The organism is Methylobacterium sp. FW102-HT35C08 (assembly GCF_058790235.1).
In genome coordinates this window covers 1,932,954-1,945,684 of record NZ_JBYTCL010000002.1, presented here as the reverse complement: position 1 = coordinate 1,945,684, position 12,731 = coordinate 1,932,954, and the positions used below count along the sequence as shown (strand labels likewise).

Here is a 12,731-nt window from a genome sequence, read left to right as displayed (position 1 = left end):
CTCCCGCTCCATCCCCAGCCTACAGCGCTCCCTCCCGCACGGCCCCCGGATCCGCCAGCGCGTGGAGGATGCGGGCGGCGCTATGGGCGAAGCGCAGCGTCACGGCCTTGCGGCGGGCACCGCTCAGCGGGTGGTCGGGCGGCTCCCGCAGGATCCCCGCACCGTAGGCGTCGGCGACGATCAGGCCGCATTCCTCCGGGATCAGCGATTCCGGAACCTCCTCGGGGATCGCGAAGAAGAACCGGTCGCAGAAGTCGCGGTAATCCGGCCATTTCCGGTCGGCGCGGAAATCCGCCACGCTCGACTTGATCTCAACGATGGTGAGCTTGCCCGCCCCGCACAGCGCGATCACGTCGGCCCGGCGCCCATTCGCCAGCGAGAATTCCGGCAGTGTGACGCAGCCCATCTCGGAGAACAGCCGGCGCACGCCGCGCTGGATGCGCAGGGCCGTGGGCGATTGCCGCCGGTCGACAGGCAGGAGCGCCTCGGCGATCGGGGGCGCGGAATCAGGCAAGCTGAGGGAAGCGGACATCAATCAGGGGGATGCGTCTGTGCCGAATCGGGACATCCTGCCAAGTTGCGCCCGGTCCGTCACCTGCGGCGCGGGATCACTCCGTTGGCCGCCACCCCGAAACACTCATCCCAGGCAGGCCTGGATCGCGTCGAACCCGTCGGTGAGCGCGGCCGGGCCGGGTTGAAGGATCAGCGGCGCCTTGATCTCGTGGATGCGCCCGTCGCGCACCGCCGGGATCGCCGCCCAGCCGGGGCGGGACCGGATGCGCTCGATGTTGACCCGCTTCCCGCACCACGAGGCGAGGATCACCTCGGGCGCTGCCGCGATCACCTGCTCGGACGTGACGATCCGGTCCTTGGCGGCCGCCTGCCGGCTCAGATCGGGGAAGACGTCCCGGCCGCCCGCGAGGTCGATCAGGTCCGAGACCCAGCCGATGCCGGAGATCATCGGTGCGTCCCACTCCTCGAAGTACACGTGCACCGGTCGGCGCTGCCGCGCCGCCGCGGCGGCCTCCGCGAGCCGGGCCTCGAAGCCGGCCGCCAGGATCTCGGCCCGCTCCGGCACGCCGACAAGGGCGCCGAGGGTGCGGATCATCGCGAGGCAGCCCGCCACGTCGCGCTGGTTGAACAGGTGGACCGCCACGCCCGCCCGGGCGAGGTCGGCGACGATGTCGGCCTGGAGGTCCGAGAAGGCCAGGACGAGATCCGGCGCCAGGGCCAGGATCTTCGGGATGTCGGCGCTGGTGAAGGCCGAGACGCGCGGCTTCTCCCGCCGGACCCGGGGCGGCCGCACCGCGTAGCCCGAGACGCCGACGATCCTGTCCTCCTGGCCAAGCAGGTACAGGGTCTCGACCGTCTCCTCGGTGAGGCAGACGATGCGCTCCGGGGGGAAGCGGCGCATCAGCGGTCGAGCCAAGTCATCGGTCGAGCCAAGTCAGCAGCCCGGCTCCGGGCGCCAGCAGCACGAAGGCCCAGACCAGCGCCGATGCGAGGTTGGCGAGCTGGAACGGCAGCCGCGCCAGGCCGAGGATGCCGGCGAAGAGCGGGACCAGCGCCCGGGCCGGCCCGAAGAACCGTCCGAGCGCCACCGCGGCGATGCCCCAGCGGCCGATGAAGGCCTCGGCCTTCGCCATGAGTTCGGGATAGCGCCGCAGCGGCCACTTGGTCTTGGCGCCGGGGCCGAGCCAGCGCCCGGCCTCGTAGGAGATCCAGTCCCCGAGCGCAGCACCCAGCGCCGCGGCGATCACCACCGGCCAGAACGGGATGTCGGCCCCGCCCACCAGGGCGCCGATCCCGACCAGGATCACGGTCGCCGGCACGAACAGCGACAGGACCGCGATCGATTCGCAGAAGGCGAGCCCCCCCGCGATCAGCGGCGTCCAGACCTTGTGCGCCTCGACGAAGGCGAGGGTCGAGGTGCGCAGGGCTTCGATGTCCATGGGGCTCAGCGTGTGACCGGGGATCGGTCCCATCTGAGGTGCACGGGGGAGGTCGGCAAGGGATGGGGGTGCGGGCGGGGCGGGAACCGGCTAACCGTAGCGTGACCACGAGCGAGTCGCGCGTTGAACGTCCTGTCGATCCAGTCCCACGTCGCCTACGGCCATGTCGGCAACGCCTCGGCGGTGTTCCCCATGCAGCGGCTCGGGGTCGAGGTCTGGCCGGTGCACACGGTGCAGTTCTCCAACCACACCGGCTACGGCGCGTGGCGCGGCCCGGTCTTCGATGCGGCGATGATCCGCGACGTGGTGCGCGGCATCGGCGAGCGCGGCGTGCTCGGAACCTGCGACGCGGTGCTGTCGGGCTATATGGGCTCGCCCGAGATCGGGGCCGCGATCCTGGAGGCGGTGGCCGCCGTGCGGGCGGCGAATCCCGCGGCGCTCTATTGCTGCGACCCGGTGATCGGCGACGTGGAGGAAGGCGTCTACGTCCGGCCCGGCATCGAGGCGTTCCTGCGCGAGCGCGCGGTGCCGCAGGCCGACATCCTCACCCCCAACCAGTTCGAGCTGGGCCTCCTCACCGGCCTGCCGAGCCGGACGCTCGCCGAGGCCGGAACGGCGATCGCCGCCCTCCAGGCATCCGGGCCCCGCGTAGTGCTGGTGACCTCGGCGCTCTGCGCCGACACGCCGCCGGACAGGATCGACCTGCTCGCGGGGGCGGAGGGGCAGCTCTTCCGGGTGCGCACCCCGCGCCTCGCGATCGCGGTCAACGGTGCGGGCGACTGCATCGCGGCCCTGTTCTTGGTCCACTACGCCCGCACCGGTTCGGCCGCCGCGGCGCTCGGCGCGGCGGCGGCCTCGGTCTACGGGCTCCTGAAGCGAACCGCCGAGGCGGGGTCTCGAGAGATCCTGACGGTGTCCGCGCAGGACGAGTACGTGAATCCGAGCGAGACCTTCTCGGTCGAGGCGGTCTGAGACACGGTCCGGCCGCGCTGCGCGGCCGGACCGGCACAGCGAGAGCAGGAAGGTCCGACACGATGGCGCGCCGCTTCGTCACCCTGGACGTGTTCACCGAGCAGCGGCTCGCGGGCAATCCGCTCGCGGTGGTGGTCGAGTCCGAGGGGCTCGACGACGCGGCCATGCAGGCCATCGCGCGGGAGTTCAACCTGTCCGAGACGGTGTTCGTGCTGCCGCCCGCGGAGGCCCGGCACCGGGCGCGGCTGCGCATCTTCACCCCAAGTCGGGAACTGCCTTTTGCCGGCCACCCGACGGTCGGCGCCGCGGTGCTGCTGGCGCTGCAGGATCCGGCCCGGGGCGATGCCCGCGCCTTCGGCCTGGAGGAGGGCATCGGGATCGTCCCCTGCGTGGTCGAGACCCTGGCCGACGGCACGGGCGGCCGGGCGCGGTTCCGGCTGCCGACCCTGCCGGAGTTCCTCGGCCCCGGTCCCGAGCCCGACATTCTGGCGCCGCTCCTCGGCCTGACGCCCGGGGACATCGGCACCGGCCGACACGTGCCGAGCCGCCACGGGGTCGGCCCAAGCTTCACCTGCGTGCCGGTCGCCTCGGTGGCGGCCCTCGACGCCGCCCGGCCGGCCCAGGCGCCGGATCCCGCGGACGGGCTCTACCTCTACACGCCCGATCCCGAGGGGACCGGCCAGAGCTGGCGGGTGCGGATGTTCGCGCCGAATTTCGGCGTCCCGGAGGACCCCGCCACCGGCGCGGCGGCCTCCGCCTTCGCGGGAGTCCTGATGCAGTTCGAGACCCTGGGGGAGGGCACCCACGACGTGGCGATCCGCCAGGGACAGGCGATGGGCCGGCCGAGCACGATCGCGCTCCAGATCACCATCGCGGCGGGTGCCCTGCGGGGCGTCGAGATCGGCGGCGCGGCCGTGATCGTCTCGGACGGCGTCCTGCATGTCTGAGGGCTTCCGCATCACGCGCCTGACCGGTGTCACGGCGCGGATCGTGGCCTACGACTGGGCCTTTCCCCGCGAGAACGCTGCCGCCATCGCCGCGCATTGGCAGGACCGGATCCGGCGGAGCCCCGGATTGTTCGACGGCACTGTCCTCCTGAGCTGCGGCCACAGCGTCGCGGACGGGACCGCCCGGGTCGATCTGTTCGCCGTCCGCTATTCCACCTTCACGGCGTACCGGAACTTCAGGGTCGCGGACGCGCAGGTCGCCAACGCCTTCGCGGCGATCGTGCCCTGGACGGCGGACGGCGCGGTCCTCCTCGGCGAGATGGGCGCCCACACGGCCAATGCCGGCCAGCTCTACTTCCCGTGCGGCACGCCGGACCCGGACGACGTGTGGGGCGACCGCGTCGACCTCGCCGGCAGCGCCGCCCGGGAACTCGCCGAGGAGACCGGCCTGGCGCTGCCCGAGGGCGCCGCCACCGAGTGGGTGCTGCTGGACGGGGAGGGCCAACTCGCCTTCCTGCGTCCGGTGCGCTTCCCGGCTTCGGCCGCGGCGCTCGACGCGCGCATCGGCGCCCATCTCCGCGGCCAGGCCGAGCCGGAACTCGCCAGCCTGCACAGCGCGCGGAGCACCGCGGATATCGACGCCGCGCGGATGCCGGGCTTCGTGCGCGCCTATCTCGCGGACGCGTTCGCGTCCCGATCCTGAGGCGCAACCGCGCCCGGCCCGGCGCGGTTGCGCCGACATGGTCCGCTGGCATCTGCGGGGAGAGACCTAGATCGTCTCGTGCACGTCAGTTCGACGCGATGTTCTTGTACGATGCGCGTGCAATACAGAATCCCATCTCCTTGCTCGTCGCTGACGCAACCATAAACTCGGCCGTCCCGAAGGGCTCGCGCGTCGCGGGCCGCAGACGGCGATAGGCTTCATGCGCACCGAATCTCACGCTCGTCCTGCCGGCCACCGGCTCGCGGCCGTCCTGCTGGCCGCCACCGTCACCGTGGCCTCGGCGGCGGTATCGCTCGCGGCCGACACGGTCGTCCTGCGCGTCGGCGATCAGAAGGGCGGGAACCGGTCGCTCCTGGAGATCGCCGGCGCCGCGAAGGATCTGCCCTACCGGATCGAGTGGTCGGAATTCCCGGCCGCGGCACCGATCCTGGAGGCGCTCAACGCCGGCGCCCTCGACGTCGGCTATACCGGCGACCTCTCCTTCCTCACGGTCTACGCGGCCGGGGCGCCGATCAAGGCGATCGGCGGCACCAAGTCGGATCCCCGGACCCAAGCGATCCTGGTCCGGGCGGATTCGCCGATCCGCTCGGCCGCCGATCTCAAGGGCAAGCGGCTCGCCGGCACCCGCGGCGGCTGGGGCCAGTTCCTGATCAGCGCGACCCTGGAGAAGGCCGGGATCGCGCCGTCCGAGGCCATCTTCGCACCGCTCAACCCGGTCGACGCCAAGGTCGCGCTGATGGCCGGCTCGGTGGATGCCTGGGCGGTCTGGGACCCCTACGTCTCGTTCGCGACGCTCAAGGACAAGGCCCGCCCGATCGCCGACGGCGCAGGCCTGACGCCGACCATCACGTTCATCGTCGCGTCGGACAGCGCCATCGCCACCAAGCGCGCCGCCCTGCAGGACTTCCTGACCCGCCTGAACAAGGCGCGGCTGTGGTCGCTGGACCACCTCGATGCCTATGCCCGGAACACGGCCGAGCTGACCAAGCTGCCCGAGGACGTCCTGCGCGCAGCCTACACGGCGCAGCGGACCAGCCCGGTCGCGATCGACGACGCCGTCGTGAAGGAGGTCCAGGAGGCCTCGGACCGGGCGACCCGGTACGGCATCCTGTCGAAAACGCTCGATGTTGGCCGGGCCGTCGACCGCAGCTTCACGGCCGCGGCCTCGAACTGAGGCGCTGGCGTGCGGCGTCGGTGATTTTTGCGGCAGCGCGGGAGCTTCGCTGTTTTCGGCACGTTCACCAGGGGCTCCCCGCAACGGCACGTGGCCGGGCGGGTCGCGTTCCGGAGTGTTCATGTCCGATACCCGTCGTCCCGCATCGCAGGCCCGCGCGACCCGCTCGCGCATCCAGGAAGGCCAACCCTATCCCCTCGGCGCCACCTGGGACGGGCTCGGCGTCAACTTCGCGCTGTTCTCCGCCTACGCCACCAAGGTCGAGCTCTGCCTGTTCGACGACCAGGGCGAGCAGGAGATCGAGCGGATCGAGCTGCCCGAGTACACCGACGAGATCTGGCACGGCTACCTGCCCGATGCCCGGCCCGGCACGATCTACGGCTACCGGGTCCACGGCCCCTACGAGCCGAAGGCCGGCCACCGGTTCAACCCCAACAAGCTGCTGATCGACCCCTACGCCAAGGGGCTCGTCGGCTCGATCACCTGGAACCCGGCCCTGTTCGGCTACCAGATGGAATCGGGAGACGACCTGACCTTCGACGAGCGCGACAGCGCCCCCTACACCCGCCGCTCGCGGGTGATCGACCCGGCCTTCACCTGGGGGCGGCACCAGAAGCCGCTGATCCCGTGGGAGAAGACCATCGTCTACGAGACCCACGTCAAGGGCATGACCAAGCTCGACCCGCGGGTGCCCGAGAAGCTGCGCGGCACCTATGCCGGCCTCGGCACGCGCGACGTGCTCGACTACATCAAGAGCCTTGGCGTCACCTCGGTGGAGCTGCTGCCGGTCCACGCCTTCGTGCAGGACGATTACCTCGAGCAGAAGGGGCTGGTGAATTACTGGGGCTACAACACGATTTCGTTCTTCACCCCCGCCCGGCGCTACGCGGCGGTGCCGGATTTCGCCTTCTCCGAGTTCAAGGAGATGGTCTCGCGCTTCCACGGCGCCGGCCTCGAGGTGATCCTCGACGTGGTCTACAACCACACCGCCGAGGGCAACGAGAAGGGCCCGACCCTGTCGTTCAAGGGGATCGACAACGCCTCCTACTACCGGCTGCTCCCCAACGAGCCGCGCTACTACATCAACGACACCGGCACCGGGAACACCTTCAACCTGTCGCATCCGCGGGTGCTGCAGCTCGTCACCGATTCGCTGCGCTACTGGGCGCAGGAGATGCAGGTGGACGGCTTCCGCTTCGACCTCGCCACGATCCTGGGCCGCGAGCCCTACGGGTTCGACGAGGGCGGCGGCTTCCTCGACACCTGCCGGCAGGATCCGGTCCTGAATTCGGTGAAGCTGATCGCCGAGCCGTGGGATTGCGGCCCGGGCGGCTACCAGGTCGGCGGCTTCCCGCCGGGCTGGGCCGAGTGGAACGACCGGTTCCGCGACGACGTCCGGGCCTACTGGAAGGGCGATGCCGGGCTCCTGCCGGACCTCGCCGCGCGCATCGCCGGCTCGGCCGACAAGTTCAACAAGCGTGGGCGCAAGCCCTGGGCCTCGGTGAACTTCCTCACCGCCCATGACGGCTTCACCCTGCACGACACGGTCTCGTACAACGACAAGCACAACGAGGCGAACGGCGAGGGCAACCGCGACGGCCACTCGCACAACCTCTCGTACAATTACGGCGTCGAGGGTCCGACCGACGACCCGGAGATCCGGGCGGTGCGCCTGCGCCAGATGCGCAACATGCTGGCGACCCTGTTCCTGTCCCGCGGCACGCCGATGCTGCTCGCCGGCGACGAGTTCGCCCGGACCCAGCAGGGCAACAACAACGCCTATTGCCAGGACAACGAGGTCTCCTGGCTGGACTGGGGGGCGATCGGGGAGGAGGAGCAGGACCTCGCCGAGTTCACCCAGCGCCTGGTCATCCTGCGCAACGCCCTGCCGATCCTGAGCCGCGGGCGGTTCCTCACCGGGCAGTACGACGAGGAGTTCGGCGTCAAGGACGTGGCGTGGCTGCGCCCGGACGGGAGCGAGATGACGCCCGAGAACTGGACCGACGGCGGCGCCCGCGCCTTCGCGGTTCAGCTCGACGGCCGCGCCCAGGCCACCGGCCTGCACCGCCGCGGCGGCGACGCGACCCTGCTGATCATGTTCAACGCCCACCACGATCTCGTCACGTTCACGCTGCCCGAATCCGTGGGCGGCGTGGCCTGGACGCGCCTCCTCGACACCAACCTGCCCGACAGCCAGGACGTGGAGAGCTTCAAGTTCGGCATCGGCTACGACGTGACCGGGCGCTCGCTGCTGATGTTCGTGCTGAAGCCCGAGGACAGCCCCGGCGACGGCGACAACGCCATGGAGCGCTCATACCAGCACGTGATGCAGGCCTTCGAGCGGGCGAACGTGGAGCATGTCCGGTTCCACCTCGACGCGGAAGGCTGAGACCCACGGCCGGGCGGTTTTCGCACCGCCCGGCCGTCTCCGCCTTGCGCGCGGCGGCGCACCCGGCTAACAGCACGGCACCGCGCGGCCCTGGCTGCGCCCGGCGCCCCACTTGCGCGCCCGGGTGGCCTGTCCGCGGCTGGAGGGGTGGCCGAGTGGTTGAAGGCGCACGCCTGGAAAGTGTGTATACCGGAAACGGTATCGCGGGTTCGAATCCCGCTCCCTCCGCCAGCCATTATTGATCAGACAAGCTTTTTTGAACTGACAGGGGCTTACCCCACCATTCACCCCACCAGCAGTGGAAGGTCGGGGCAGCGAAGGCCTCCGATATATGAACGGCACGCTCGGGCCGTCATCGACGTGAAGGCATGGCGCTCGACTCAAGGCCCCCGAGGAGCGTTCGATTGGTGGTTCGCGATAGCCCGGGCTATGCCAAGATCCCTACACGCTGCGGCGCCCGACAGGGCTGGAATATCCGCCAGCGCATCTTGGACGCCTGAGTCTGATACCGCGACCGAACTCGCTGAACAGGCTGGCCTGCCAGGTTGAAAGCCAACGAGCCCCGCATTCGGGACGCGATGAGTGACCAGCGGCAGCATAGCTAGGTCTCGCTGACGGTGATGTCCGTTTATGGGTCGGTACTCGCCCAGAGCCGACGGGCAGGAAACCACCCATCTGAGACGGTTATGTGCCCAGCGGCACCAGTACCCGCCCGGCCGCCTAAGACTTCACGGCAGCCAAATCCTGCAGGGAGAGATCGATCGCACGGAGGAGCCGCTCGGCAGTATCGGTTACGGCCGGGTCCTGCGACATTGCCATTGCGGCTTGCTGCAGCGCGCGGAACTCCCGAAGACGTGCGCCAGGATCAGCCCCTCGGACGATGGCTGACTGTATGAGGCCCTGGACCAGCTCCCGTGCCAAGCGCTCATCGACGCCCCACGCCATCCATTCCGAAGGCGGCGGAGAGGTCGTGTTCGTACATTTCTCAGCTGTCGAGCGGGCTGGCCTGCGCCACTTGAAGGGATGCCGGCCATCCACGCGCTCGACCAAGCCTTCCCCCTTCAGAACGTTGCTCGCCAGTTTGACGACCTCGCCCCGCCGCCGCGCTGTGATGCCAGCCCGATCCGCAAGTTGCGGATTGCCGATCGGCTGGTCGGTCAGGACGCGGGCACGAAGTGAGGGTGATCGGCTCATGGTCACACGGACCCCGTTCGACACGATAACGGCGGGCTGCCGTCCAACGTCGCTGCCCCCGCAACGGTTTAGCCGCCTGGACCGTTCATGGACCGATCAAGGAACACCTGCAGCCTGCCGGATGCCTGAGCCGATGCTGACTAAGCGATCTCAAGGAGAGAGCGAGACAGAGGCCCCGACCGGAGCAGGTCAGGCGCTGATGATGGGGGAGGCCGTTGCTGGTGCTTTCGTGGAGAACGGCGGCGAGTTGGGTAAGCTCTGTCGCGAGACGCTTGCCCGCGACCTTGCAGACGTCGTGCAGCCGCTCCTGAGCACGTGCACCAACGCGGAGTGGATTGAGGCCATCAACGCGCGTCTCGACTTGCTGGAACGCGATACCGGCAAGCCGGGCCCCAGGCTTGTACGCTTCGAGGCAAACGGCGTCGCGGAGATGACCGCACCGGCGCGCTGAGATCCGTGTCGGGCAGACTTGGTTCGACCCTCCGGCCTGGCGACATGATGCCGGCCGAGCGGAAACGCGCATCTCAAAGCCAAGCTGACCGCATCCATGCATTCATCGCACGGGTGGTATCTGGCATTTGGTATGCCAAGGAGCGCGGTTCGATGTCATAAATGCTGCACCGCAAACGCCAGCACGGACTGCCGCCATGATCGCTCTCGCTGTTACCGCTCTCGTCGCCGCCGTTGCCGCCAACGTCGCGCTGGTCCCGTTCTTGGCCGACTGTCTGAGCCCGAAGAGCAGCGCCCCGGCCGCAGTTGGTTCCACGCTCCTGGCGAGCAACGAAAACTATGCTGCCGTGGCGAAGATCGCCGCGTAACCGCGCTATTCCTCGTTGCACTGCGAGCAGATCAGCCCCGCCCGGCCCAGTGCCCGGCGGGGCTTTTCATGTCCGCTCAATAATGGCGTTCGCTGTTCTCGCTCATCCGCCTCGGGATGTAATCGCCGGAGCGGGACTGCTGACCGAACACCAGCCAGCCGAGACCAAAGCCGATCGCACCCGCGATGAACAGGCCGGTCATCGTCCCGGTGTCCATGTCGCCGACTGCGCGACTGCCCTGGCGGTAGTAGCGGGAACCGTACTCAGAGGCGTTGTCCCAAGCGTCTGAGGCCCTGCTGGTGGCGTCCCGCAGCGTCTCCTTGGCCTGGTCCGCGACGCCAGCACCGCCGCCGGATGAGCCGCCCGCACTGCTGCCGCCCGATTTACCCGCTGACGCGCCGGATAGGCCGCCCGTCTGTCCTGATTGGTTGTCTGCCATGGTCAGCTTTCCTCCTACGCTCTGAGTGGCTCATGAGGGGGAACCACTCAGAAGCGGAGGTGATCCCCCGTAGGGATTCAGACCGTATATTGTGTTGGGCGGCTACGTCGTGGAGCCGAGCCTCATGCGGATGGCCGATCTCAGTCGGCAGCGTCACTTACGTGACCTCATCAGGATCATCTGAATGACCGGCATGGGCGCTCAGCAGCCGGCCGGCCCTGGCCGAAACCAGAACGAACAGCTGCTTCGGAGGCCCGCCGCGAAAGCGGACGGGCTATTGAGCTGGCCGACAACGCCAGGGCCCCGGCCGACGCCGGCACGAACGAACAGGCACTCGCCCGCGTGGTGGATCTCCAAGACCTTGGCGCGGCCGGTGCCGAGCACGTCGGCGACGAGGCTGCAGGCTTGGCTGAGCACCTCGTCCAGGTTCTGGCACGTCAAGGCGAAATCGCCGACGTCGGCCAGCATCCTCTGACGCTTGAGCATCTCTCGGATCCGGTCGGCATCGGACATCGCCGTTCCCCATCGCTGGAAGTCTCCGCGCCTCGGCGATGAACTGCGAGTTCAGCCCCTGCTCGGCACCTCGGCTCTTTGGGGAACACACGAAGTCATGTTGCGTGCACGATGAGCGCTGGCGCGTCATGAGCGGACATTTGCCCGAGCACCAATGGTCGGTGCGACGACGCGGCTGGGCCCGTGCGTGGATGAGCATGCGGTTTGGAACCGTCCAGGCGCCCACGGCGCTACTGACGGTATGGACCATCTCAAACACACCGTGCGCTCCATCCTCGCACACGCGGGGTCCTACACGCCCGGCACCATCATTGAGGCCGAGCGGATTGTGGACGCTTACCTCGATGATTTCGCGGGCTATCGGGCGCGTCGCGCCGCGATGGATGCGCTGCTCCATGAACTCGCCTTGCCGGAGCACCACGCGCGCAACCGTGGTGGCCTGTTCGAGCTGATCGGGCTCCACCTGAAACGTCGGCATCGCGAAGCGGCACGGCTGTTTCAGTAGCCGCCTGCCGTCCATCAGCCGGCGTGAACAACCCTAAGCCGCGCCCGAGTGGGCTGCGGACGCCCGGAAGGACGGCCCTGAATGCCTTCCCGGCCGTCCGTCCCGCGTGAGGGGAGAGCCTCTTGCGGGTCCGGGAGATCTGCTCGACCGACTGGGTGTCGGAGCATGACACCGCACCTTCGCCCCGAAGCTCGCGGTCGCCGGGCCCGGCGTCGCGCTCCGGGGCCTGCACGTGGGCTTCAGCCGACGTTTCGAGCAAGCCCCAAGGTGCCACCTCGTCGTTGCTGCTGGCTTTCCTCGGCTTCGCCACGTCGACCGTCGGCATCGTGGGGCTCATGACTGCGCTCGGCACACTCGCCTGAAGCATCCGGCCTACGCGAGACGGGGCGACCGTTCCTCATCATATCCCGTCCGGATCTGCTCCTTGTCGAGCACGTGAGGGAAGGTCACCGTCACGACCGTTCCGAGCTGGCCTTCATCCAGCTCGACGGTGAGGCTTCCATCGCATGACCGAGGCCGCCCGGGTCTGGTTCATTCTGCAGCACTTCGGGGTGCCGGCCGCCGTGCTCGACGGCGGCTAGCCGGCCTTGGCTGCGCAGCCGGCGTTCCGGTCCGAAACCAGGCAGGTGGTACCGACGCCGGTCACGCTCAGTGCGACCCTGGGCGAGCATGGCCCCGTAGGCCTCGTGACCCGTCGGGAACTCCGGGACGAACTTGGCACGGGCACGCAAGTGTTCGACGCGCGCAGACCCGCCGAGTTCACGGGGGAGGACTTGCGCAAGAACGCCCGCGGCGGGCACCTGCCCGGGGCCCGCCGCGTCGGCCACGCCGACCTGCTGACCGCTGAAGGCCGCTTAAGGCAGCCGCAGGAGTTGCGCGCCATGCTGGAGAGCGCCGGGTTCAGACCGGGAGAGCGGATCGTCACCCACTGCGACGGAGGCGGTCGCGCGGCTCTGGCGGCGCTCGCCGCGGTGCAGGCTGGGTTCAGCCGGGTGGACACCTACTACCTCAGCTTCTCCGACTGGGCGAAGGACGAGAGCTGCCCCATCGTGCGGGATGGCGAGAGCTGAGACCCTGCCGGAAGGTCTATGGACCGCTCAACTC

General features: G+C 69.2%; 15 protein-coding genes and 1 tRNA gene. 11 read left to right on the top strand and 5 right to left on the bottom strand.

Features of this window, described 5'->3' with window-relative positions; genetic code table 11:
* Positions 1-19 precede the first annotated feature (19 nt).
* The 3 genes from AC3WSN_RS09260 to AC3WSN_RS09250 form a co-directional block, all read right to left on the bottom strand.
* Positions 20-532, bottom strand: a complete 513-nt coding sequence (locus AC3WSN_RS09260) for an MmcB family DNA repair protein (protein ID WP_192708423.1) — start codon at positions 530-532, stop codon at positions 20-22.
* Positions 533-637: 105 nt separating this feature from the next.
* Positions 638-1,414 (bottom strand): cobalamin-binding protein, encoded by a 777-nt coding sequence (locus AC3WSN_RS09255; RefSeq protein ID WP_192708424.1) that lies wholly within the window; start codon positions 1,412-1,414, stop codon positions 638-640.
* A gap of 16 nt (positions 1,415-1,430) precedes the next feature.
* Positions 1,431-1,952, bottom strand: a complete 522-nt coding sequence (locus tag AC3WSN_RS09250; protein ID WP_192708425.1) for a DedA family protein — start codon at positions 1,950-1,952, stop codon at positions 1,431-1,433.
* A gap of 123 nt (positions 1,953-2,075) precedes the next feature.
* Here AC3WSN_RS09250 and pdxY point away from each other — a divergent pair, with 123 nt between their 5' ends.
* From pdxY to AC3WSN_RS09205, 9 genes are all read left to right on the top strand, one after another.
* Positions 2,076-2,924 (top strand): pyridoxal kinase PdxY, encoded by an 849-nt coding sequence (pdxY, locus tag AC3WSN_RS09245; protein WP_492537475.1) that lies wholly within the window; start codon positions 2,076-2,078, stop codon positions 2,922-2,924.
* Positions 2,925-2,986: 62 nt separating this feature from the next.
* Positions 2,987-3,871, top strand: a complete 885-nt coding sequence (locus AC3WSN_RS09240) for a PhzF family phenazine biosynthesis protein (protein WP_192708427.1) — start codon at positions 2,987-2,989, stop codon at positions 3,869-3,871.
* Positions 3,864-4,574 carry an NUDIX hydrolase gene (locus tag AC3WSN_RS09235; RefSeq protein WP_492537472.1) on the top strand — a complete coding sequence of 237 codons (711 nt, stop codon included), beginning with the start codon at positions 3,864-3,866 and terminating at the stop codon, positions 4,572-4,574. Before AC3WSN_RS09240 ends, AC3WSN_RS09235 begins: the two co-directional genes overlap by 8 nt.
* A gap of 220 nt (positions 4,575-4,794) precedes the next feature.
* Positions 4,795-5,769, top strand: coding sequence for an ABC transporter substrate-binding protein (locus tag AC3WSN_RS09230; RefSeq protein ID WP_492537470.1), 975 nt, complete (start codon positions 4,795-4,797; stop codon positions 5,767-5,769).
* A 121-nt stretch (positions 5,770-5,890) separates the two neighbouring features.
* Entirely contained in the window at positions 5,891-8,158 is a 2,268-nt protein-coding gene (gene glgX, locus AC3WSN_RS09225) for a glycogen debranching protein GlgX (protein ID WP_192708430.1), read from the top strand.
* Positions 8,159-8,299: 141 nt separating this feature from the next.
* A tRNA-Ser gene (locus AC3WSN_RS09220) sits at positions 8,300-8,389 on the top strand.
* 792 nt (positions 8,390-9,181) lie between these two features.
* Positions 9,182-9,337 carry a hypothetical protein gene (locus AC3WSN_RS09215; RefSeq protein ID WP_492537468.1) on the top strand — a complete coding sequence of 52 codons (156 nt, stop codon included), beginning with the start codon at positions 9,182-9,184 and terminating at the stop codon, positions 9,335-9,337.
* Positions 9,338-9,485: 148 nt separating this feature from the next.
* On the top strand, positions 9,486-9,803 hold the full coding sequence (locus tag AC3WSN_RS09210) for a hypothetical protein (protein WP_192708431.1): 318 nt from the start codon (positions 9,486-9,488) through the stop codon (positions 9,801-9,803).
* A gap of 196 nt (positions 9,804-9,999) precedes the next feature.
* Positions 10,000-10,170 carry a hypothetical protein gene (locus tag AC3WSN_RS09205; protein ID WP_492537465.1) on the top strand — a complete coding sequence of 57 codons (171 nt, stop codon included), beginning with the start codon at positions 10,000-10,002 and terminating at the stop codon, positions 10,168-10,170.
* A 76-nt stretch (positions 10,171-10,246) separates the two neighbouring features.
* Here the strand turns inward: AC3WSN_RS09205 and AC3WSN_RS09200 are convergent, their stop codons facing one another.
* Both AC3WSN_RS09200 and AC3WSN_RS09195 read right to left on the bottom strand, forming a co-directional pair.
* Positions 10,247-10,609: a hypothetical protein gene (locus tag AC3WSN_RS09200; RefSeq protein ID WP_492537463.1), complete on the bottom strand. Its 363-nt coding sequence runs from the start codon at positions 10,607-10,609 to the stop codon at positions 10,247-10,249.
* 201 nt (positions 10,610-10,810) lie between these two features.
* Positions 10,811-11,122, bottom strand: a complete 312-nt coding sequence (locus AC3WSN_RS09195) for a hypothetical protein (RefSeq protein WP_492537461.1) — start codon at positions 11,120-11,122, stop codon at positions 10,811-10,813.
* A gap of 241 nt (positions 11,123-11,363) precedes the next feature.
* Here AC3WSN_RS09195 and AC3WSN_RS09190 point away from each other — a divergent pair, with 241 nt between their 5' ends.
* A complete protein-coding gene (locus AC3WSN_RS09190) occupies positions 11,364-11,627 on the top strand; it encodes a hypothetical protein (protein ID WP_192708434.1) in 264 nt (87 codons plus the stop codon).
* Positions 11,628-12,214: 587 nt separating this feature from the next.
* Positions 12,215-12,697, top strand: a complete 483-nt coding sequence (locus AC3WSN_RS09185; RefSeq protein WP_492537459.1) for a sulfurtransferase — start codon at positions 12,215-12,217, stop codon at positions 12,695-12,697.
* Positions 12,698-12,731: the final 34 nt, after the last annotated feature.